Raw genomic sequence first — 21,140 nt, forward strand, 5'->3', positions numbered from 1 at the left:
TGATACGCCGGAATCACCCGGCTGTATAGCAAGGCGCCGCTGGCCCCAATACAGCCGGCGCCCGAGAGCTAATCGGCGTGGGCACCCACGAGGGCGTCCCCGGCGGGGCGGGAGGTGATGCTCAGCGGTGTGGGTCCTGCCGAGCAGGCCTGGCAGTCGGTGAAGGTCGGGTAGAAGACTCCTGCGCCCTGGACGGCGAGGTGGACCCGGGTGCCCGGCATCAGCGGCACCGCATTGAGCTGGCGCAGCCGCAGCGGAGCGTCCGCACCGTCGAGCTGGACCAGCGCAGTGGTGTCGTGACCGAAGTACTGCGAACTCAGCACCGACCCTGCCGCGCCCTGCTCGCTGAGCGTGATCTGTTCGGGCCGCAGCATGACCTGGCCGGTGGCCCCATTCGTCGTCCGGTGGGCGACGGCCAGGTTCGGGCAGACCAGCTCGACGTTCACGCTGCCCAGCGGGGTCGACGCATCCCACACGGCACCGGTCCTGCCGGTGAGCGGGTCGGCGACCTGCGCTGAGAGCTGTCCGGGCAGCAGCACGGCGTCTCCGAGGAACTGGGCGGTCTCCACGTCGCAGGGGCGGGTGTACACCTCTTCGGGCGCTCCGATCTGGCGCAGCCGCCCGTCCTTGAGCACCGCCACCTGATCGGCGAAGGACAGCGCCTCGTCCTGATCGTGGGTGACCAGGATCGTCGTGGTCCCGGTGGCCCGCAGGATGTCGCGGATCGCCTGGCGGGTGCTTTCGCGCAGCCCCGCGTCCAGGGCGGAGAAGGGTTCATCGAGCAGGATCATCTCCGGCTGACGCGCCAGGGCACGGGCCAGCGCCACCCGCTGGCGCTGTCCGCCCGAGAGCTGGTCCGGGCGTCGGGACGCGTGGTCGGCAGTGAGGCTGACCAGCTCGAGCAGCTCTGCGACCCGCCGGTTCCGCTCCCGCCGGGAGGTGCCGCGCGGCAGCCCGAACGCGATGTTGCCCGCGACGTCGAGGTGCGGGAACAGTGCTCCGTCCTGGGCCACCAGTCCGATGCTGCGACGGTGCGGGGCGACTGTGGTCACATCCTGGCCGTGGAGCCGGACCTGACCGTGTTCTGGCATCAGGAATCCCGCGATGACGCGCAGCAACGAGGTCTTGCCCGAGCCGGAGGGCCCGACGATCGCCGTCGTCGTCCCGGCGTCCACGCGCAGGTCGATGTCGTGGAGGACCCGCTGGTCGCCGAAGCGCACCGCGATCCCTGAGACGTCAAGCATCGTGGTGTCTCCAGTCGTGATGGCAGCGTCGTTGCGGTTCATCGGACCTCCTTGAGCAGTCTCGAGATCATCATCCAGGCGGGGACTGCGGCGACGAGCACCAGCAGCGCGGCGAAGGGGGCGGCTGCGGCGTAGGACTCGCCGCCGGTGTAGGTCCAGAGCCGGGTGGCCAGGGTGTCGAAGCCGGTGGGGCGCAGCATCAGCGTGGCCGGAAGCTCCTTGATCGTGGTCAGCAGCACAAGCAGCGCGCCGGAGAGGATGCCGGGAAGCATCAGCGGCAGCGTCACCCGCAGGTAGCCCATGCCGGGGCTGCTGCCCAGGGACTGGGCGGCCTCTTCGAGCTCCGGGGGCGCCGAGAGCGCGGAGGCCAGCACCGGTCCCAGGGCCAGCGGCAGCATCAGCGCGCAGTAGGCCAGGGTCAGCATCCACATGGTCTGATACAGCGCGGGGAGCACGGCGATCCCGAGCATCACCACCGAGAGTCCGATGACGACGCCGGGCAGCGAGTGCGCCAGGTACGCGGTGCGCTCCAGCAGCCGGGCCAGGCGTGAGGGGCGTCGCGCCAGCCACAGGGCCAGCGGGATCGCGATCGCGGTGGTGGCCAGCGCCGCGAGGCCCGCCGCCCAGAGCGAGCTCAGCAGGGCCGAGCCGATCTCGGCCAGCGAGCCCGGTCGGGAGACTCCGCGCAGGCTCCAGACCAGCAGCGCCGAGAGCGGGACCAACAGCGCGATGAGCACCGGGGTCCAGGCCAGCGCCAGGATCGGGAAGGTCCAGCCGCCCATCCGGAAGCGGGCCGGACGGGCGCGTCCCTCCCCGGACATGGTGGAGTAGCGGGTGCCGGTGCGGCGAACCCGGCCTTCGAGGATCAGCAGGCAGAGCGTGAAGACCAGCAGCACCGAGGACAGCGCGACCCCGCCGAGCCGGTCGAAGCCCATGGAGAAGCTGGTGAACACGGCCCGGGTGAAGGTGTCCACGCGCAGGATCGAGACGGCGCCGAAGTCCGCGATGACGTAGATGGCGCAGAGCAGGGTCCCCGCGGTGATCGCAGGGGCGGCCTGCCGGACGGTCACGCTGAAGAAGGTGTCCACCGGGCCGCGGCCCAGCGCGCGAGCGGCCTCCTCCTGGGCGGGGTCCACAGAGACCAGCGCGGCGACCACCGGGAGATAGATGTACGGGTAGGTCACCGAGGTGATCACGATCGCGGCGGCGAGGAAGCCTTCAAAGCTGGTGCCCGGGTTCACCAGGGCGTTCATCGACTGCCAGCCGAAGGCCGCGACGTAGCTGGGGACCGCCAGCGGCAGCGCCGCGGCGACGCCGAGGATCAGCCGCCCCGGCAGCTGGGTGCGGGTGACCAGGAACGCGAGGCCCACGCCGAGGACCAGACAGAACACCGTGACCGTGCCGGTGAGGGTCAGCGAGGTGTAGGCCAGCCGGGCGCTGCGCGCGCTGAACACCGTGTCCAGGAAGTCCGGGAGCGGGAACTGGGCCAGCCGGATCAGGAGATAGAACAGCGGCAGCAGCGCCACCAGCGTGGCGATCACCGCAGCCGCCCGAAGCCACAGCGGCACCGCCACGCGTCCGTTCCCTGCGGAGACGGAGCGTGCGGCGGTGCGCGCTGGAGCCTGGAGCTGCGGGGAGATGGGTCAGCCCACCAGACCCGATTCGACGATCATCTCCACGGAGGTCTCCAAGTCCTCGAGCTGGTTCAGATCGATGTCTGGGGCGTCGAGCTCCTCGAGGCTGGGCATGCCCTCCGGCCCGTCAACGCCCTCGATCATCGGGTACTCTGCGGTCTCTTCAGCAAAGTAGGTCTGGCCCTCGGTGCTGAGCATGAACTCCGCCAGCGCTGCGGTGGCCTCGTTCTCGGAGTTCAGCACGCCGATGCCGGCCACGTTGACCAGTGATCCGACGTCGCCGTTGCTGAAGAGGTGGTTCGCCACGTTCAGTTCGGCGGGCTCCTCGCCGAGCTCGTTGGCGCGGCCGTAGAGGTAGTAGTGGTTCACCAGGCCCATGTCGATGACGCCGTCGGCGACGTCGGTGACGATCTCACCGTTGCCCTCGCGGATCTGCGGGTCGTTGGCGGCGAGGTCGTCCAGGAAGGTCTGGGTCTCCTCCTCGCCCTCGAGCTCGCGGTGCGCGGTGACGAAGGACTGGAAGGAGGCGTTGGTGGGGGCGACGCCGACGCGACCGGCGTACTCGGACTGGGTCAGCTCATCCACGCTCTCGGGAAGGTCAGCCTCATCGACGGTGTCGGTGTTGTAGATCAGGGTGCGGACGCGTCCGGAGAGGCCCACCCACTGGTCCTCGGCGTCGCGGTAGGCCTCGGGCACCTGCTCGAGCAGCTCGGCGTCGAGCCCGGCGAAGAGACCCTCGGCGGCCACGGCACCGAGCGCTCCGGCGTCCTGGGCGAGGAAGACGTCGGCCGGTGAGCCCTCGCCCTCCTCCAGCAGCTGGGCGGCCAGCTCGGCGGTGTCGCCGTACCGGACATCGACCTCGATGCCCGTCTCCTCGGAGAAGGTGTCGATCAGCGGCTGGATCAGCTCTTCATTGCGACCTGAGTAGAGCACCAGGCTCTGCGCCTCGGCGGTGGTCTCCTCGCCGTTCGACTCCGGCTCGGTGGTGTCGCCACAGGAGGTCGCGGTCAGCGCGACGATCGCGCCCAGAGTGACCGCCAGGGAAGTTCTGCGCATAGGTGATGTTCCTTCGTCTCGCATCGGAGGCCCGCCGATGCGGAGCCTGACTGGTCTGATCCAGTCTACCCTAAGATACGCAAGGCCGGTGTGCCTTAATTGAATAAGGCTCTATGTGTAGCGGCGGTCCCCAGGCGTACCCGGCACAATGGGACGGGTGATCCCTCTCTTCCTCGACTGTGACCCCGGCATCGATGATGCGCTCGCGCTGGGCTGGCTGTTCTGCCAGGACGACGTCGAGATCACCGGCATTGCGGCGAGCGGCGGCAATGTCTCCACCGCCCAGGTGCTGGCGAACACGCTGGGCTGGCTGCAGCTGGCCGGACGCACCGACCTGCGTGTGCACGCCGGGGCAGAGCACCCGCTGGCCGGGGTGTCCGAATATGCCGAAGAGACCCACGGCGACACCGGGGCCGGCTATGCCCGGCTGCCCGCCGGCGCGGCCACGGGCGGGGTCGCCGACGAGATCACGGACGGGGTCACCGGAGGATTCACGGCCGATGAGCTTCCCGCCGCGCAGGCCTGGGTCCGGGCCGCCCACGCCCACCCTGGGGAGCTGATCGGAGTGCTCACCGGACCCGCCACCAACCTCGCCCTGGCGCTGCAGCTGGAGCCACGGCTTCCGAAGCTGCTCAAGCGGCTCTTCATCATGGGCGGGGCCTTCAACTACCGGGGCAACACCCGGCCCACCACCGAGTGGAACGTCAGCTATGACCCCGAGGCCACGAAGGCCGTGCTCGATGCCTTCGGCGAAGCGACCCATCTGCCGGTGATCGGCCCCATCGAGGCCACCGAGGCGGTGGCGCTGACGCCGCAGCGGCTGCAGCAGATCCTGGATCGCCCCGACTCGGAGCCGTGGTCAGCATGGCTGACCCAGCTCGCGGAGGCGCTGCGGTTCTACTTCGAGTTCCACGAGGCCGACGGCCACGGCTATCTCGCCCATGTCCACGACCCCTATGTCACCGCCGCGGCGGTGGTCTGGGCCCGGAATGAGAACGAGGCTCACGCCCAGGCTGAGCACCTGCCCCAGCCTGAGAGCCAGCAACCTGACGAAGACACTGCTCCGGCGGCGGAGCCCGGGCGGGATTCGTCTGCACGCGCCGCAGACGGGATAATTCCCTGGGCGCTCATGACCGAGAAGGCAGCGGTCGACGTCGAACTCATCGGCACGCTGACCCGTGGCGAGACTGTGGCCGACTGGCTCGGCCGCTGGGGCCGCGCACCTAATGTCGAGGTCATCCGCAGCCTGGACGCCGAGGCGTTCCTGGATCACCTGACCATCACCCTAAGAAGAGGACCACACCATCATGGCTCACACTGACCCGCACTCTGGGCAGGGGTCCGTCACCGCGGCGGATCCCGGAGAAACCCCGAAGAACCGCACTGCTGGAACCCGCACCTCACAGACCGCCGGGAGCGACCGCGCCGGCAACCACCTCCGGCCCGCTCCCCCGCTGTGGTCCATCCTGGCGCTCACCGCCGGAGCCGCCGTCATCGTCGGCACCTATCTCTGGGTGCTGACCACCCAGCCCGCCACCCTGGGCGCTGATCTGGGCCACACCACGCTCGGCGTGATGGTCGGCTACCTGCTCGGCGCCGCGCTGATCGCCGCCGGCACGCTCCCGCGGATCCCGCGCAGCGTGCTCGCGCTGATGCCGGTGATGATCGCGCTGAACATCACCACCGGACAGATCGTAGGCACCATGACCGCGATCCCGCTCTACCTCGATTCCCTGGGCACCGTGATCATCGGTGTCATCGCCGGCCCCGCCGCCGGCGCGCTGACCGGAATCCTCACCAACGTCATCTGGGGTGTGACGATCAACCCCACCGTCATCGCCTTCACCGCGGGCTCCGCCTTCATCGGTGCCGCCGCCGGCTGGATCGCTCGGATCGGTGGCTTCCGCCGCATCTGGTGGGCCGTCATCGCCGGCGCCGTGGCCGGCATCCCCACCGGCCTGATCGCCACCCCGGTGGCCGCCTTCATCTTCGGCGGCGGACTCGGCGTGGGCACCGGCAGCGTCGTCGCCGCCCTGCAGGGCGCCGGAGCATCCATGCTCGGGGCTGCGACCATCCAGGGGCTGGGCAGCGACATCGCCGACAAGGCCATCATCTTCGCCCTGGCCTTCCTGGTGCTCGCCGCGCTGCCGAACCGGCTGCGCAGCAGGTTCCCCTTCACCGAGCACTCCCGGGTGAAGCGCCGGAACCGGACAGACGCGGGACCTGCGCATGCGGCTGCATCCGGCCACTGAGCTGGTTCTGCTCGGCTGCGCGCTGCTGCTCGTCTACGGAGTTCCCTCCCCGCTGATCCCGGCCGCCGTGCTGCTGAGCACGGTGGTCGGGGCGGCGGTCTCCCCACGAGTCCGCTTCCGCCGCTGGGCACTGACCCTGATGCTGCTCGCCGGACCGATGCTGGTCATGGTCGGGATCATCCAGGGCCTCTTCTATCCCGGCGAACAGGTCCAGGTCCTTGCCGAGTTCGGGCCCGCCGCGGTCACCGTGGAGGGCCTCGCGCTGGCGATCCAGCTCTGGCTCCGCGTCGCCGCGATGGTGGCGGTCTGCGCGCTGTTCGCCTTCGGCTCCGATCCCTCGCGCGCCTTCGACGGCCTGCTGACCCTGCGCCTGCCGCTGTCCCTGGCCTACGTGTGCGCCGCCGCGATGAGCCTCATCCCGCTGGCCCAGCACCGGGTCCGCGCGGCGCTGGCCGCCCGCGCCGCCCGCGGCTGGGACACCGACCGCCTGCTGGTCCGGCTGCGGCTGCTCACCGGGGTGCTCGGCGGCCTGCTGGTCACCGCCATCACGCAGCTGGACCAGCGCCACGATGCCCTGACCCAGCGTGGGTTCGGCCTCGCGCCACGACCCACCCCGGCCCGGTTCTACCCCGCGGGTGCGGGTCAGTCCGCGCTGCGCTGGGGCGCCGTCGTCGGATCCTGTCTTCTCGTGGGAGCCTCGCTGGTCGGGCTGCTGCCGCTGCCTTCTGCCACCGACCTGCTCGGAGTCCTCGATGCCTGATCCCACGCCGTCGCCCGAGTCCCTGCCCGCACCCCTGCCGCCGGCCCAGCTGCGTCTGACCGACTTCAGCTTCCAGTACCGCGGCGCGGAGACGCTCGCCCTGGCCGGCGTCGACCTGGTGCTGCGCGCCGGGGACGCGGTCGCGGTGCTCGGCCCGCAGGGCGCCGGCACCTCCACCCTGGCCCGCGCCGCCGCCGGGCTGCTGGGCGAACACGGACACAGCACCGGGGTCCGCGAGCTGCCCGGCGAAGACGGCCACGGCGGCGTCGGGATGCTCGGCGATGACCCGGAGGCCCAGCTCACCGGCCTGACCCGGACCGTCCACGACGAGGCCGCGCTGCCCGGGCGACTCTCCGGGCTGCCGCTCGCCGACTGCTTCGAGCGCGCCGAGGCCAGCCTGCAGGCGCTGGGCATCGCCGGTCTGGCCGAGCGCCCGCTCGCCACACTCTCCGGCGGGGAGCGCCAGCTCACCGCTCTGGCCGGGCTGCTCACCCTGCGACCGGACGTGCTTGTGCTGGATCAGCCCTCCCAGGCGCTGGACGCCAGCGCACGACGACGCCTGGCCCGGTCCCTGCGCGCGTTCCGCGACGCCGGCGGCGCCGTCCTGCTCACCGGACATCAGCACGACGACCTCACCGCCGCCTGCGACCAGGTGCTGTTCCTGGACCGGGGCCGTCAGGTCACGGCTGGACCGGCCGCTGCTGGAGCGGCCGGACTGTCAGCGGAGGCGGGAGGGCTGTCACCCGAGGCGGACGGCGCAGGCCAGTGCGATCAGGTGCAGGCAGATCAGCTGCGGCTGGATGATGCACAGCTTGATCAGCACGGGATCTGGGATGCCCGGCGCGCACCGGCCCGGCGAGACGAGCCCTTCCCAGAAGCCGCACAGCACGGCAGGCAGGTGCTGCTGAGCGTCCGCGAGCTCTCGGTGCAGCGCGAGACCACCCCGGTGCTGCAGAACCTGGCGCTGGACCTGTATGCAAGCGAGGTCACCGCGCTGCTGGGCGCCAACGGGTCGGGGAAGTCGACGCTGCTCAGCGCTTTGGCGGGGCTCGTCCCCGCGGAACCTGGGGCTAGGATCACCGGGCCCGGTGGGGTCGCCCTCGCCGAGGTGCCGGCGCATCGCCGGGCCGGGCACCTGGCGTGGGTGGGGCAGGATCCCGGGGATCAGCTCTCCGCCTCGACGGTGCGTGCGGAGCTGATGCGTGCGGTCCCGCTGGGCCCGGGGGGACGTCGGCTGCGCCGCGAGGACCGCGCGCCCGCACTGGCACGCCGCGAGGAGCAGGTGCAGGAGGTGATGGAGCTGGCCGGTCTCAGCGCGGAGGCCGAGGAGCACCCCTATGACCTGGTGCCCGCGCAGCGCAAGGACTGTGTGATCGCCTCGGCGCTGCTGCTGAGACCCGCAGTGCTGCTGCTCGACGAGCCCACACTGGGCCGTGACTCAGCGGCGATGACCCGGCTGAGCACCCTGGTCCGCGGGTTCACCTCCGCCGGGGGCGCGGTGCTCGTGGCCACCCACGATCAGCGCTGGGCCGCGGAGATCAGCGATCGGCAGCTGCGCCTGGATGCGGGGCATCTGCAGCCAGAAGCCTGACTGGTCTTGCCTGTCCCCGGCGCACCCGATGCTGGCAAGACTAAATAGGCAGCGACTCCCAGGTGTCGACCATCGCCGGCACCACCGAGGCCACGAGCAGTCCGGCCATGACCAGGTTGAAGATCAGCATGTGCTTGGGCTGCGAGATGATCCGGCCGGCGCCCACGCCGAGCAGGGTCCACGCGATCGTGAAGGGAGCCCCGAAGCTGCAGGCGACCAGCGCGATCACGGCGACCTCGAGCATGAAGGAGTCCCAGAAGCCGGTGAAGGTGCTCAGCGCGGCCACCGAGAGGGTCCAGGCCTTGGGGTTCACGAACTGGAACAGCGCCATCTGCACGAACCCCGGCGGCTTGGCTCCCGGCTTGGGGGTCAGCGTGGTGGGGCCGCTGGCGATCTTGAAGGCGAGCCAGAGCAGGTAGAGGATGCCGATGGGGCGCAGGATGTCGAGGATCACGGGCCACTGTTCCAGCGCCTGGCCCAGCCCGATCCCGACCAGCAGCACCATGGTCGGGAAGCCGACGTTGACTCCCAGGATCGCCGGCAGCGTCCGCTTGAACCCGTAGGCGGCTCCGGAGGCCATCACGATGGTGTTGTTCGGCCCCGGGGTGCCGGCGCCGGCCACCACGAAGAGCATCAGAGAGAGAATCGCCACTGGACGAGACTACTCTGCTGGCACGGCGGCGCTCTGCGCCAGCGCGATGATCTCCTCGGTGACCCGTTCGCGCAGCCGAGGGTCCAGCCGCTCGGTCGAGAGCGCCTCGTAGAACCACAGTCCGTCAGCGGCGAGCCGCGCGATGAAGCGCTGGACCGCGGCGGCCTCCGCGGCGTCGTCGTCGGGTGCCTGGGGGTCTTGGCCTTCTGAGCGCTGCGGAACCTCCGGAGGCTGCGGCGCCCACCGGGCGAAGACCTCATCCCAGGCGGCGTTGGCCACCGGGTCCTCGGAGGCCTCGAGCATCAGCAGCAGCTCCGCGCGCTCGGGGTTCTGTGAGAGCTGCACGAAGGCCCGGAAGCGAGCCTCGCGGCTGAGCTCCTGCGCGGTGCCGCCGGCCTGGGACTCCAGCGCCAGCTCCCAGTTCTGGGCCACGTGCCGGTGCAGCCCGAGCAGCAGCTCCTCCCGGGACGGGAAGTGATAGAGCAGCCCGCCCTTGGTCATCCCGGCCTCGGCGGCGACTGATTCGTAGGTCAGCGTGGTCACGCCTTCGCGCTGGACCACACGGGTGGCCGCATCGAGGATCTCGCGGCGTTTGGAGGGTCGCACAGTGAGGGAGCTCCGCTCAGTGGTTCTCAGTGGTTTTCGGGGTAGGCCTGGGACTCGGTGCCCGGGGTGTAGCGGCGCAGCATCCAGGAGGACGCGACGGCGGCGAGCACCATCACCACGGCGACGCCGATGAGCACGCCCAGGTAGGCGACGTCGAAGGCCTCCGCGGCGGCGGCCATCGCGGGGGCGTCCCCGGACTCGAGCACCGCAGCCGGGGCCTGGCCGGCATACTGCTCAGCGCCGGCGGGCAGCACCAGCACCCGGGTGTAGACGAAGGTGAGCAGGCTGCCCAGCAGCGCCACCCCGACCAGTCCGCCGAACTCGTAGGAGACCTCCTCGATGGAGGCAGCCATCCCGGCGCGGCGCGGCGGGACGTTGCCCATGATCGCGGTGGAGGCGACCGACATGGAGGCACCCAGTCCGGCGCCGAGCACGCCGAAGCTGGTCACCAGCAGCACCAGCGAGTCGTCCAGCACCGCGTAGATCGAGCCCAGGGCGCCGACGGCGGCCAGCGCCATGCCCCCGCCGATCAGCGTGAGCAGCCCGGCGCGGTGCAGGATCGCGCCGCCGAACAGCGCGAAGGGCAGCGAGCCCAGCGCCAGGGCGGAGACGATCAGTCCGGCGTCGAGCGGGGAAAAGCCCTCCACCAGCTGGAAGCGCTGGGTGGTGCCCAGCTGGACCCCGACGATGGCGAAGATGCTGGCGCCCGCGGCGATCACGCCGCCGCTGAACCCGCGGTTGCGGAAGATCGTGAAGTCAACCAGCGGCTCGGCGGTGCGGGTGAGCCGGATCTGACGTCGGGCGAAGAAGGTGAGCATGACCGCGGCGACGACGACGGAGACGACGAAGCGCACCCAGTCCACCGGGGTCTCGGCGATGGTCTTGATCGCCAGCACGGCGGCGGTCAGTCCGATCATCACCTGCGCGGAGGAGAGCCAGTCCCAGTGCCGCCCCGGGTTGGCGATGTTCGCCGGGCCGACCACCAGCATCAGCACCAGGGCGCCCGCGACGATCGGCACGTTGACCAGGAACACCGAGCCCCACCAGAAGAACTCCAGCAGCACGCCGGAGACGATCGGGCCCAGCGCCATGCCCACGGTGGCCACGGCGGCCCAGATGGCGATGGCCATATTGCGCTCGCGCTCCACCGAGAAGGTGAGCCGGATCAGCGCCAGGGTGGCGGGCATCATCGCGGCGGCGCCCACGGCGAGCAGCGCACGGGAGGCGATGAGCATCTCGGAGCTGCCGGAGAAGGCGGCCAGGATCGAGGCCACGCCGAAGATGCCCAGGCCCACCTGGAAGATCCGTTTGTGTCCGAACCGGTCCCCCAGCGCGCCGGAGCCGGGCAGCAGCCCGGCGATCACCAACGGATAGGCATTGATGATCCACAGCTGCTGCGAGGAGGACGCGCCGAGCTCCGCGGTCAGCGTGGGCAGGGCGGTGTAGAGGATCGTGTTGTCCAGGGCGATCAGGAACAGCGCCGAGGAGACGATGGCGAGCATGGTCCAGCGCTGCCACGCGCTCAGGGCGCGTCGCTGATCAGCGTGCACGGAAGGAAGGGTCATCACCCGAGTAACTATACTATACGTACGGTACAGTTACTGGTGAGCTTGCTCACCCAGCAGCGCGTCCAGCGACTGCAGCGCCGGAGTGATCCGGGTGCGCCAGCGCCAGTCCGCCTTGGCGTCTGCGCGGGAGGGTCCGCCGTTGATCACGCCGATCTGACGGTTCGACTGATGCATGGTCAGCGCGATCTTGAACCCGCTCATCACCGCCATGGAGCTGCCGACCACCAGCAGCGCGGAGGAGGCGGCGACAAGCTTCTCGACCGCGGCCTTGCGCTCGGCCGGCACCGACTCGCCGAAGTACACGACGTCGGGCTTGAGCTTCTCCGAGCCGCAGACCAGGCAGGTGACCATGTGGAACTTCTCGATCCAGGACTGGTCCAGGGTGACGTCGCCGTCGGGGTTCACGTTCTCCGCGGCGGCGAAGGCGGCCTCGGCGTATCCGGGGTTCGCCTCCTGCAGCCGGGCGTCCAGGGAGGATCGGGTCTCGCGGTTGCCGCAGTTCAGGCAGATCACGGAGTCCATGTCGCCGTGCAGGTGGATCACCGGGTCTGCCCCGGCGGCGCGGTGGAGTCCATCGACGTTCTGCGTGATCAGGCCGCTGAGCATGCCGGATGACTGCCAGTCGGCGAGCAGCCGGTGGGCCTCGTTGGGCTCGGCCCGGTGCATCTGCCGCCAGCCGACGAAGCCTCGGGCCCAGTAGCGACGGCGCGAGGCGGCGTCGTGCTGGAACTCCTGGTAGGTCATCGGTCGGTGCCGATGCAGCGAGCCCTGGGGTCCGCGATAGTCCGGGATGCCGGAGTCGGTGGAGACGCCGGCGCCGGTGACCGCGAGGACGTCGCCCCGCTCGAGCATCGCTCGGATGCCTTCGCGCGCGATCTCGTCGGACTGAGGCTCGGCGGTGTCCTCCACCACTCGGGCTATCGAGCGGAGAGCTGCCTTATGGGCATTCTCGACAGGCTTGGTGAAGGCCGACTGGGTGGGCTCTTCCACGGGTCAGCGCCCGTACTTATCCTCGTACGGGTCAAAGCCGCTGCTGCGCTCTTCGGTGTCCGGGCGCACTGGGCGGCTGGACGACTCTCGTTCACCACGGGTTTTGGCGAGCTCTCTCTCAAGAGCAGTCAGGTCGGTGTCCGGAGTGTAGTACTTGATCTCCCGAGCCTGCTTCGTAGCTTTCGCCTTCTGACGGCCACGCCCCATAAGCGAGACCCCCTCTGTCTTCTCGTGTCCCTGTGCGATGCCGGGCATGGGCTATCGCGGGATTAGCTGTATATGAAGTAGTTCGTGATCCCTAGGTTAACATGACTGGCGCTGCGTCGTCGCCCGATCGATGCTCAGGGTCAGCACGATCACACGTTTTACGCCTCTTCGAAGCAGGTCAGCCACCCGGTACAACGCCGCGACGGCGCAGTCTGTTCCACACCATCAACCCGGGCTCCAGGCAGGGCTGGACCTCTCTCGGCAGGCGGTGGAGAATTCGGATTATGACTGACGCACCGCCCCTTCCGGAGTCCCATCTGCCCGAGCTGCGCTGGTGCTCGGCCTCCCTGGAGGGGCTCGGCGCGATCGTGGTCATCTACTCCCCCGAGGATGAGGCCATCCGGGCCGCCTCGCTGGCCCAGGCCGCCGGGGACGAGCCGGAGGTCGCCGCGATCGGGCGGGTCCTGGAGCAGCTGATGGACCAGCTGGAGGTCCTGGCGCCGGCCACTGCGGCTCGCGAGATGAAGCCGCTGCCCGCAGAGCGGGGCACGGTGCCCGAGGCGGTGGCCGCCTACGCCGCAGGCCATCACACCGCGCTGGATGAGCTGACCGTGGTGCAGCCCGGTTCGGCCTACCGCCAGGAGGTCTGGGCGGCGATGCGTGAGATCCCGGCCGGAGAGACCGTGTCCTACGCGGAGCTCGCCCAGATGGCCGGCCGGCCGCTGGCGCACCGGGCCGCGGCCAGCGCGTGTGCGAACAACCTGGTCGCCTTCGCGGTCCCGTGTCACCGCGTGATCCGCTCCGACGGGGCCCTGGGCGGCTACGGCTTCGGCGGCATCGAGACCAAACGAGCACTCCTGGTCCGCGAGGGCCTGCTCCTGACCCGCTGACCCTCTTCCCGGGTGGCATCCTTCCCGGGTGGTTGCAGATTCCGGTCGTGACGTAGGGACCGGAGAACGCAACTGACCTAGAAGACTGGCTCGGAGAATGGACCGGGAGGCTCGACGCGGCTTCTGGCCCTTGAGTCGTGACACCCCACCGACCCCTGATGCAGACTCGGCCTTTTCGGCAGAGGAGGATGCATGAGCAGGGAATTGGTGTGGACCGGATTCATGACGCTCGACGGGATCATCGACTCCCCCGGCGGCAGCAGCGAGGGGCACCCCAGCGGCGGGTGGGTGCTGGGCACGGAGTTTCTGCCGGAGGCGTTCGCGCTCAAGGGCGAGGAGCTGGAGGAGACGACGGCGCTGATGTTCGGCCGGCGCAGCTACGAGGCCTTCGCTCCGATCTGGGCCGAGTCCGAGGACCACGCGGGCTACAAGGACCTGCCGAAGTACGTGGTCTCGACGAGCCTGAGCGAGAACGCCCTGGTCGAGAACTGGGGACCGATCAGCCTGTTGCGATCCACCGAGGACATCGCCGCACTCAAGGACGACGACGGCGGCGCGATCTTCATCCACGGCAGCGCCGAACTGGCGCGGAGTCTGATGGCTGCCGGCCTGATCGACCGATACAACCTGCTGATCTTCCCGGTGCTGCTGGGGACCGGGAAACGGCTCTTCACCATGGAGAACCGCGACGCGACGAAGCTGAGCCTGCGCGAGTCGGACCACTACGCCAACGGGGTCATCAAGGCCGTCTACGACGTCCGGCACTGATGCCGGATGCAGCCCGGGCTTCCTGGGTGGTTGCGGTCTCCGGCGGTGACGTACCGACCGGAGACCGCAACCACCCAGGACGGGCAGCAGGTCAGGGCTTCTTGGTCACGGTCAGACCGTGCACGGACTCACCCTCCAGCGAGAGCTCCTGCCGGTCCACCAGGACCGTGTCGCCGTCCTCGACCTCGCCGGAGAGCAGCGCGCGGGCCAGCTGGTCGCCGATCTCGCGCTGCACCAGTCGGCGCAGCGGCCGGGCGCCGTAGGCGGGGTCATAGCCGGTGAAGGCCAGCCAGTCCCGCGCGGCCTCGGTGACCTCCAGGGTCAGACGACGCGCCGCCATCCGCTCCTGCAGCAGCCCGATCTGCAGCTCCACGATCCCGCTGAGCTGTTCCATGCTCAGCGGATCGAACATCACGATGTCGTCGAGCCGGTTGAGGAACTCGGGCTTGAACGAGGCATGGACCACGTCCATCACCCGCTGGTGCTTGATCGAGGGCTCCAACGTCTGATCCACCAGGAACTGCGAGCCCATGTTGGAGGTCAGGATCAGCACCGTGTTGCGGAAGTCCACGGTGCGGCCCTGCCCATCGGTGAGCCGGCCGTCGTCGAGGACCTGAAGCAGGATGTCGAAGACCTCCGGATGGGCCTTCTCCACCTCATCGAGCAGCACCACCGAATAGGGCCGACGTCGGACCGCTTCCGTGAGCTGTCCGCCCTGGTCGAAGCCCACATACCCTGGGGGCGCCCCGACCAGCCGGGCCACGGAGTGCTTCTCGGAGTACTCGGACATGTCGATCCGGATCATGGAGCGCTCGTCGTCGAAGAGGAACTCCGCGAGCGCCTTGGCCAGCTCGGTCTTGCCCACGCCGGTGGGGCCCAGGAACAGGAAGGAGCCCGTGGGCCGGTCCGGGTCGGAGACCCCGGTGCGGGCACGGCGGACCGCGTCGGAGACCGCACTGACCGCCTTGGTCTGTCCGATCAGCCGGGAGCCGATGAGCTCCTCCATCTGGAGCAGCTTCGCGGTCTCGCCCTGGAGCAGCCGCCCGGCGGGGATTCCGGTCCATGCCGAGATCACCCCGGCGATCCCGTCCGCGTCGACCTCGTCGGCGACCATCTTCTTCTCCGGGGCCGGGGTGGAGGCGTCCTCCTCCTCAGCCGCCGCCAGGTCCTTCTCGACCTGCGGGATCTCCCCGTAGAGCATGCGGGAGGCCTCGGCGAGATCACCGTCGCGCTGGGCGCGTTCGGCGGCGGACTTCAGCTCATCGAGCTTCACGCGCAGTTCACCGGCGCGGTTGAGCTCGCCCTTCTCGGCCTCCCAACGGGCGGTGAGCTCGGCGAGCTCCTCCTTGCGGTCGGCGAGGTCCTCGCGCAGGGTGATGAGTCGTTCGGCGGAGCCGGCGTCGGTCTCGTTCTGCAGCGCGAGCTCCTCCATGGTCATCCGGTCCACCACGCGGCGCAGCTCGTCGATCTCCACCGGGGCGGAGTCGATCTCCATGCGCAGCCTCGAGGCGGCCTCGTCGATCAGGTCGATGGCCTTGTCCGGGAGCTGACGGCCGCTGATGTAGCGATCCGAGAGGGTCACGGCGGCGACCAGCGCGTTGTCGGCGATGCCGACCTTGTGGTGGGCCTCGTAGCGCTCCTTGATGCCGCGCAGGATCGCGATCGCGTTCGGCACCGAGGGCTCACCGACGTAGACCTGCTGGAACCGGCGCTCCAGGGCGGCGTCGGCTTCGATGTTCTCCCGGTACTCGTCCAGGGTGGTCGCCCCGATCAGGCGCAGCTCCCCGCGGGCGAGCATCGGCTTGAGCATGTTGGACGCGTCCATGGAGCCCTGCGAGGCGCCGGCCCCGACCACGGTGTGGATCTCATCGATGAAGGTCACGATCCGGCCCTCGGCGGCCTTGATCTCCTCGAGCACGGCCTTCAGCCGCTCCTCGAACTCACCGCGGTACTTCGCGCCGGCGATCATCGCGCCCAGGTCCAGGGAGATCAGCGTCTTCTCACGCAGGGACTCGGGGACGTCCCCGGCGACCATGCGCTGGGCCAGGCCTTCGACGACGGCGGTCTTGCCGACCCCGGGCTCACCGATCAGGACCGGATTGTTCTTGGTGCGGCGGGAGAGCACCTGGACGACCCGGCGGATCTCGGAGTCGCGCCCGATCACCGGGTCGAGCTTGCCGGACCGGGCGATCTCGGTCATGTCCGTGCCGTACTTCTCCAGGGCTTGGAAGGTGTTCTCCGGGTCCGGGGTGGTGACCTTGCGGTCCCCGCGCAGCCCGGGCAGCTCAGCCTTGAGCGCCTGCAGGGTGGCACCGGCGTCGGCGAGTGCACGTCCGACCGGGCCGCCGTCGGTGGCGGCGCCGATCAGCAGGTGCTCGGTGGAGACGAAGTCGTCGCCGTAGTCCTCGGCCTGGGCCTGGGCGCCCTTGATGACGTTGAGCCCGGCGGGCGAGAACTGCGGGGCCGCGACGGAATCCCCGCTGGTGGCGGGCAGAGACTTGATGATGGCGGAGGCACGGGTGCTCACGGCGTCGGGATCAGCCCCGGCGGCCTTGAGCAGCGCGACGGCCATGGACTCGCGCTGATCCATCAGGGCCTTGAGGATATGCGCCGGTTCCACCTGCGGGTTGCTCGCGGTGTTGGCGTTCATTGCGGCCGCGGAGACGACCTCCTGCGATTTGGTCGTGAGTTTAACGTCCATGTCTGCCCCTCCCAGTGCGTGAGGACGCCGGTTGCACGACGGCGCCGAATAAACTTGAGTGTACATTACTCAACTTTGAGTTGGGAGGAAGTATTCCTTCCGCCGCGTGGGGCGCATCAGCAATCGGGCGGCTGTAGGATCCCGCTAAGTTGGCAGTAGTGTCATCTATTTGACAGCGGCGTGTCAGTAGTCTCATCTATTTGACAGTGGGGCAGACTTAGCATGTGAGCACTCGCGAGGATTCCTTGCGGTATTGCAATGTCGCCGGTGACGAGGTCACCACGACTTGGGATCTGGCACGCGCCCACGACATCGTCGATGGCCTCCCTGTTCGCATCCCGCCCAGCTTCCGGCGGCAACGAAGCTACCCAGGCCTGTTTTGGGCCTCGACACATCGTCGGATGCTGGTCTACGAGAGCTTGCTTGAGCTCGACCGCCTATGGCTCGCAGATTTCGACCCCACAGTTGAGCGGATCGCAACCCAACCTTTCGAGGTCAAAAGCGGAAATGGTCTCGACGCGTTCAAACACGTACCCGACATCATGCTCGTCGAAGCGGACAATACCGTCACGGTCATTGATGTGAAGCCAGAGGGTTTCATCAGCAAACCCGCGGTCAAAGCGCAGTTCGACCGAACCCGGAGTCTTTGCCGGACGAAGGGTTGGAATTATGAGGTGTTCACCGGAGGTGACCCTGTTGAACTCCGCAACGTCCGCGCCCTCGCGATCGGAAGACACCGAGAACGCATACCCCCAGAACACGTTCAAGAGGCCCGAGTCGCTCTTCTCAGCCGTAGCGTCGCCCTGGGTGACGCTATAGCGCGCAGACCTGCGTCTTGCGAAGAAAACATGTGGCGCGTCGCAGTCCTTAGCTGCATTTGGTTCGGCGAAGTAGAAGCCGACCTTCGAGTCCCCCTCAGCGCCCGGACAATACTCAGCCCCAGACATCAGGCGACGTGATGGAACCTCAATACCTCGATCTCTCAGTGGGGTCCCGGATTTGGCACGACGGGAGCGCCTGGACTGTCGTCGAGCACGACGGAACCAGTGTGACTCTCCGCTCGGGAGACCACCTGAAAAGGGTTCATGGGACTTCCCTCGTGGATGTCGCTGAACCACTCGATGATTCCGAGACCCCGCGCGACGACTCAGAGCTACACGCCGTAATCCTCGGTGCTCTGAGCTCAACCCAGCGCACAGAGCTCGAACGACAGGCACATGTATTTGACGAGCTCATTTTTGATGCGACTCAGACACCAACGAACGACCTCTACCGAGCTGTGGCGGACGAGCTTGGAATTTCGCTCCGGACTGCCTATCGACGTGGCCAGAGATACGCGGCGGAGGGACTCGTGGGCCTAGTTGACTCTCGACTAATTCGTCCTCGACGCCACTCAGTCGACCCGCAATGGGATACCGCGTGCATCGAGGTGCTCGAGAGCTATCGCGATCGGTCAAACCCGACGATGAAGGCAGTACTGGAAAAGACCAATGCACTCTTCGGTGACCAGAACCCTCAGGGAGTCGCACCCTCACGGTCGGTAGCATATCGGCGCATTCAGGAATTAGACGCAGGGCGCTACACCTTCGGGGCGGCTAAACAACGACGATCCGTGGCGCAGCGACCTCAGGGCATGTTCGGCCGGCTGAGGGCTGACAGACCTGGCCAGTACGTCGTTCTGGATACAACCCGACTGGACGTGTTCGCTATGGAGCCGGTTACCGGCCGGTGGCTGAACACGGAACTCACCGTGGCGATGGATTTGTACTCCCGATGCATCCTCGGCCTTGTGCTGCGCGTCGAGTCGACAACGGCCCAAGACGTTGCGTCGGTGCTCTACCAAGTCGTCACGCCACAGCGATGGGGCCCCGTGACCGGCGACGCGCCACCACCTTACGCAGGGGTTCCGGACAACCTCATAACTCAATCCACCGGCGCCTTGCCCGACACAGTTGTTGTCGACCACGGCAAAATTTATCTGGCAGCACGGACTAAAGGCGTATGCCAGCGGCTCGGAATCAACATCCAACCAGCAATCCCCCACAAACCGACCGACAAGCCAACGGTCGAGAGATTCTTCCGAACCCTCCGCCAGCAACTCCTGGAACATCTGCCCGCTTACAAAGGACCCGATGTCTACTCACGAGGGAAGAATGTGGAGAACGGGGCCTTCTACTACGTATCGGAGCTCGAAACGATAATTCGAGAATGGGTAGGCATCTACCATCACACTGCCCATCGCGGACTCTGCGATCCCCACCTCCCTGAGGTTCAACTATCGCCTGCGGAAATGTTTGCTCGCGGAGTCGCCAACGCCGGTGTACTTAGACTCCCCGCCAGCCAAGATCTGCGCATGGAGTTCCTCGACGTAGCGTGGCGGACCATCCAGCATTACGGTGTCGAAATCGATGGGCGGCGCTACGACGGGCCGAGCTTGAACCTCTATCGGGGCACGAAGTCCACGTACGGGGGCGCACATCCAGGACACTGGCCGTTCATGGTGGACCTGGACGACGTGCGCAAAATCTTCTTCCAGGACCCCGTCACGCGAACATGGCACGGACTCGATTGGGAACATGCACCCGGTCTGGACGCGCCCTTCAGCGCTGAAGCGGCGAAATACACTCGCCAATTGAGCGTTAAGGCAAATCGTCACGTGGACCCCGGAGGCGCGATCGCAGAGCTGTTGCAGCGACACAGCAAAGGTGTCATCACGGAGAAGCGGGAACGGAATCTCGCGCGTCGCCTCGCTGCCAGCTCAACCGACCACCCAAGGAAGAAGGCCAATAAGTCGAAGCCCAACGCTTCACCTGAGGTCGTCGACCTATTTGCGCACCTGGACCGTCGGCGGGAACAAGAACCAGTGGAAGACGATCTCGATGATGTCTTCTCAAAGTACGTTGCGGCGAATCCTGAGGGGACCACGGAGGTGCTCGACTGATGAGAAACGAATTCTCACGCTGGCTCGGCGACAACGGCGCTAGAGACTTCAACATGGCCTCAAAAGCCGGGTGGTTCGATTTCTGCAAGTCAGGACCACGGCCGGCACCGCCTGTTGTCACGGCGGAGAGTTATGCACAGCTCAACAAGGAGGAACGCCATGACTACGAAAAGGTACGAGCGGTCTGGAACGCCAACCCACCTCCGATGAGAACCGCTCAGCTGAATCACGCCTTCGACATCTTGGACCAAGTCATGGCCTCGAACCACCGCGACAGCAACCGCCTACGAGGTTCAGCAGTCATCGATGCCGCCCCCGCCCTGGGAAAAACGACCATCGCCACCCACTATGCCCGCAACTTTCACCTCGACAATCTCGAGGAGTACGGCAATCAGACGGTTGACGGTAGCCAGAGAATCCCGGTCGCGTTCATACCGCTGGAATCATCAGTCACGTTGAAGAGCCTCAACCAAAAAATTCTCAGCTTCTACGGCCACCCCGCTGTGCACAAGGCAACCACGTCTGGTCTGGCGGCCTTGGCCGTCGACTGTGTTCGCACCTGCCAAACCAGGCTCATCGTGATCGATGACCTCCACTTCGTCGACTTCCGGCGCCAGCGAGGGCAAGAAGTGAGCAACCATCTCAAAGGGCTCGCGAATGAGATGCCTGCGACATTCATCTACGTCGGCGTAAACCTCAGATCCAAACGATTCTTCGACGAAGGCCTCCTGGGTGAAGATGCCGCGTATGCCCAGACCTCCCGTCGTGCCACCCGAGTCCCTGTGTCTCCGTTCACCAACTTGACGACCGATGGGATGAGAGCCTGGTGCGACCTGCTGGGGGTTTTTGGGGACCACATTCTTCTGCTTAAGAAGAAACCACACATGTTGGTACAACTCGCCAAAGAACTCTTCATCCGAACACAAGGCAACATCGGCTCACTGACTGAGTATTCGGAGGTTTGGGAGCCACCCAATATTGCCTCGGGGGGCCAGTGATATTGCCGGTGGGGGCCAGCGGCCGTCGCTGTGGAAGCCACCGGCTCCCACCGGCATCTGCTCACTACTGGTTCATGGTGGAGTGCTCCCGCATGTTGTGGCTGCCTGTATCGACCCAGACGGTGTTGTGCACGATGCGGTCCATGATCGCGTCAGCATGAACCCCGGATCCGAGTCGCTGGTGCCAATCCTTCTTAGCGTACTGGGTGCAGAACACCGTCGAAGCGGTGTCGTAGCGGCGCTCTAAGAGCTCCAACAACATGCTGCGCATGGACTCATCGG

19 protein-coding genes are annotated in these 21,140 nt (G+C 67.6%); 9 read left to right on the forward strand and 10 right to left on the reverse strand.

The annotated features are described in order from the left end of the window. Positions 1-68: 68 nt before the first annotated feature. From BCL67_RS11430 to BCL67_RS11440, 3 genes are all read right to left on the reverse strand, one after another. Entirely contained in the window at positions 69-1,286 is a 1,218-nt protein-coding gene (locus tag BCL67_RS11430) for an ABC transporter ATP-binding protein (RefSeq protein ID WP_219886500.1), read from the reverse strand. Continuing rightward, on the reverse strand, positions 1,283-2,818 hold the full coding sequence (locus tag BCL67_RS11435) for an ABC transporter permease (RefSeq protein ID WP_106123560.1): 1,536 nt from the start codon (positions 2,816-2,818) through the stop codon (positions 1,283-1,285). The genes BCL67_RS11430 and BCL67_RS11435 overlap by 4 nt, the downstream gene beginning before the upstream one ends. A gap of 69 nt (positions 2,819-2,887) precedes the next feature. Beyond that, on the reverse strand, positions 2,888-3,934 hold the full coding sequence (locus BCL67_RS11440; RefSeq protein ID WP_258174999.1) for an iron ABC transporter substrate-binding protein: 1,047 nt from the start codon (positions 3,932-3,934) through the stop codon (positions 2,888-2,890). Between the two features lie 148 nt (positions 3,935-4,082). Between BCL67_RS11440 and BCL67_RS11445 the strand changes: the two genes are divergently transcribed. Genes BCL67_RS11445 through BCL67_RS11460 form a run of 4 tightly spaced genes read left to right on the forward strand, consistent with a single transcriptional unit; the run spans position 4,083 to position 8,537 of the window. Beyond that, a complete protein-coding gene (locus BCL67_RS11445; RefSeq protein ID WP_106123562.1) occupies positions 4,083-5,255 on the forward strand; it encodes a nucleoside hydrolase in 1,173 nt (390 codons plus the stop codon). Continuing rightward, positions 5,242-6,186: an ECF transporter S component gene (locus tag BCL67_RS11450; protein ID WP_258175001.1), complete on the forward strand. Its 945-nt coding sequence runs from the start codon at positions 5,242-5,244 to the stop codon at positions 6,184-6,186. The genes BCL67_RS11445 and BCL67_RS11450 overlap by 14 nt, the downstream gene beginning before the upstream one ends. After that, complete coding sequence (locus tag BCL67_RS11455) at positions 6,164-6,946, forward strand: CbiQ family ECF transporter T component (protein ID WP_106123563.1); 783 nt, start codon at positions 6,164-6,166, stop codon at positions 6,944-6,946. The genes BCL67_RS11450 and BCL67_RS11455 overlap by 23 nt, the downstream gene beginning before the upstream one ends. Beyond that, entirely contained in the window at positions 6,939-8,537 is a 1,599-nt protein-coding gene (locus tag BCL67_RS11460) for an ATP-binding cassette domain-containing protein (protein WP_106123564.1), read from the forward strand. The genes BCL67_RS11455 and BCL67_RS11460 overlap by 8 nt, the downstream gene beginning before the upstream one ends. A gap of 40 nt (positions 8,538-8,577) precedes the next feature. On the opposite strand, the gene BCL67_RS11465 is transcribed toward BCL67_RS11460, so the two are convergent. From BCL67_RS11465 to BCL67_RS11485, 5 genes are read right to left on the reverse strand one after another with little or no spacing between them, the layout of a single operon-like run. Further along, the gene (locus BCL67_RS11465) at positions 8,578-9,189 is read right to left on the reverse strand and encodes a LysE family translocator (protein ID WP_146131143.1); all 612 of its coding nucleotides are present in this window, start codon (positions 9,187-9,189) and stop codon (positions 8,578-8,580) included. 9 nt (positions 9,190-9,198) lie between these two features. Beyond that, a complete protein-coding gene (locus BCL67_RS11470) occupies positions 9,199-9,795 on the reverse strand; it encodes a TetR/AcrR family transcriptional regulator (RefSeq protein WP_106123566.1) in 597 nt (198 codons plus the stop codon). 26 nt (positions 9,796-9,821) lie between these two features. After that, entirely contained in the window at positions 9,822-11,360 is a 1,539-nt protein-coding gene (locus BCL67_RS11475) for an MFS transporter (protein WP_258175003.1), read from the reverse strand. 33 nt (positions 11,361-11,393) lie between these two features. Continuing rightward, on the reverse strand, positions 11,394-12,353 hold the full coding sequence (locus tag BCL67_RS11480) for a Sir2 family NAD-dependent protein deacetylase (protein ID WP_106123567.1): 960 nt from the start codon (positions 12,351-12,353) through the stop codon (positions 11,394-11,396). A gap of 3 nt (positions 12,354-12,356) precedes the next feature. Next, positions 12,357-12,560, reverse strand: coding sequence for a DUF3073 domain-containing protein (locus tag BCL67_RS11485; RefSeq protein WP_106123583.1), 204 nt, complete (start codon positions 12,558-12,560; stop codon positions 12,357-12,359). A 284-nt stretch (positions 12,561-12,844) separates the two neighbouring features. On the opposite strand from BCL67_RS11485, the gene BCL67_RS11490 reads away from it, so the two are divergent. Both BCL67_RS11490 and BCL67_RS11495 read left to right on the forward strand, forming a co-directional pair. Next, positions 12,845-13,450 carry a methylated-DNA--[protein]-cysteine S-methyltransferase gene (locus BCL67_RS11490; RefSeq protein WP_106123568.1) on the forward strand — a complete coding sequence of 202 codons (606 nt, stop codon included), beginning with the start codon at positions 12,845-12,847 and terminating at the stop codon, positions 13,448-13,450. A 192-nt stretch (positions 13,451-13,642) separates the two neighbouring features. Then, positions 13,643-14,218: a dihydrofolate reductase family protein gene (locus BCL67_RS11495; RefSeq protein WP_106123569.1), complete on the forward strand. Its 576-nt coding sequence runs from the start codon at positions 13,643-13,645 to the stop codon at positions 14,216-14,218. Between the two features lie 91 nt (positions 14,219-14,309). Here the strand turns inward: BCL67_RS11495 and clpB are convergent, their stop codons facing one another. Then, positions 14,310-16,919 (reverse strand): ATP-dependent chaperone ClpB, encoded by a 2,610-nt coding sequence (clpB, locus tag BCL67_RS11500; RefSeq protein WP_106123570.1) that lies wholly within the window; start codon positions 16,917-16,919, stop codon positions 14,310-14,312. A gap of 224 nt (positions 16,920-17,143) precedes the next feature. Between clpB and BCL67_RS11505 the strand changes: the two genes are divergently transcribed. From BCL67_RS11505 to BCL67_RS11515, 3 genes are read left to right on the forward strand one after another with little or no spacing between them, the layout of a single operon-like run. Continuing rightward, positions 17,144-17,878: a TnsA-like heteromeric transposase endonuclease subunit gene (locus tag BCL67_RS11505; protein WP_106123571.1), complete on the forward strand. Its 735-nt coding sequence runs from the start codon at positions 17,144-17,146 to the stop codon at positions 17,876-17,878. Further along, positions 17,878-19,860 (forward strand): leucine zipper domain-containing protein, encoded by a 1,983-nt coding sequence (locus tag BCL67_RS11510; protein WP_106123572.1) that lies wholly within the window; start codon positions 17,878-17,880, stop codon positions 19,858-19,860. The genes BCL67_RS11505 and BCL67_RS11510 overlap by 1 nt, the downstream gene beginning before the upstream one ends. Further along, on the forward strand, positions 19,860-20,858 hold the full coding sequence (locus tag BCL67_RS11515; protein WP_106123573.1) for an ATP-binding protein: 999 nt from the start codon (positions 19,860-19,862) through the stop codon (positions 20,856-20,858). The genes BCL67_RS11510 and BCL67_RS11515 overlap by 1 nt, the downstream gene beginning before the upstream one ends. Positions 20,859-20,922: 64 nt before the next feature. Here BCL67_RS11515 and BCL67_RS11520 read toward each other — a convergent pair. Next, positions 20,923-21,140, reverse strand: a 218-nt coding sequence (locus BCL67_RS11520; protein WP_181255987.1) for an ATP-binding protein, incomplete at its 5' end; no start/stop codon positions are given.

Source organism: Nesterenkonia sandarakina, from assembly GCF_003003175.1.
GTDB classification, from domain to species: domain Bacteria; phylum Actinomycetota; class Actinomycetes; order Actinomycetales; family Micrococcaceae; genus Nesterenkonia; species Nesterenkonia sandarakina_A.

Excerpts from the sequence above, each read along its gene's own strand:
- BCL67_RS11460 (WP_106123564.1), top strand. The coding sequence starts at position 6,939 with ATGCCTGATCCCACGCCGTCGCCCGAGTCCCTGCCCGCACCCCTGCCG.
- BCL67_RS11440 (WP_258174999.1), bottom strand. The coding sequence starts at position 3,934 with ATGCGCAGAACTTCCCTGGCGGTCACTCTGGGCGCGATCGTCGCGCTG.
- BCL67_RS11490 (WP_106123568.1), top strand. The coding sequence starts at position 12,845 with ATGACTGACGCACCGCCCCTTCCGGAGTCCCATCTGCCCGAGCTGCGC.
- BCL67_RS11455 (WP_106123563.1), top strand. The coding sequence starts at position 6,164 with ATGCGGCTGCATCCGGCCACTGAGCTGGTTCTGCTCGGCTGCGCGCTG.
- BCL67_RS11430 (WP_219886500.1), bottom strand. The coding sequence starts at position 1,286 with ATGAACCGCAACGACGCTGCCATCACGACTGGAGACACCACGATGCTT.
- BCL67_RS11445 (WP_106123562.1), top strand. The coding sequence starts at position 4,083 with ATGGGACGGGTGATCCCTCTCTTCCTCGACTGTGACCCCGGCATCGAT.
- BCL67_RS11515 (WP_106123573.1), top strand. The coding sequence starts at position 19,860 with ATGAGAAACGAATTCTCACGCTGGCTCGGCGACAACGGCGCTAGAGAC.
- BCL67_RS11450 (WP_258175001.1), top strand. The coding sequence starts at position 5,242 with ATGGCTCACACTGACCCGCACTCTGGGCAGGGGTCCGTCACCGCGGCG.
- BCL67_RS11485 (WP_106123583.1), bottom strand. The coding sequence starts at position 12,560 with ATGGGGCGTGGCCGTCAGAAGGCGAAAGCTACGAAGCAGGCTCGGGAG.
- BCL67_RS11510 (WP_106123572.1), top strand. The coding sequence starts at position 17,878 with ATGGAACCTCAATACCTCGATCTCTCAGTGGGGTCCCGGATTTGGCAC.
- clpB (WP_106123570.1), bottom strand. The coding sequence starts at position 16,919 with ATGGACGTTAAACTCACGACCAAATCGCAGGAGGTCGTCTCCGCGGCC.
- BCL67_RS11475 (WP_258175003.1), bottom strand. The coding sequence starts at position 11,360 with ATGACCCTTCCTTCCGTGCACGCTGATCAGCGACGCGCCCTGAGCGCG.
- BCL67_RS11495 (WP_106123569.1), top strand. The coding sequence starts at position 13,643 with ATGAGCAGGGAATTGGTGTGGACCGGATTCATGACGCTCGACGGGATC.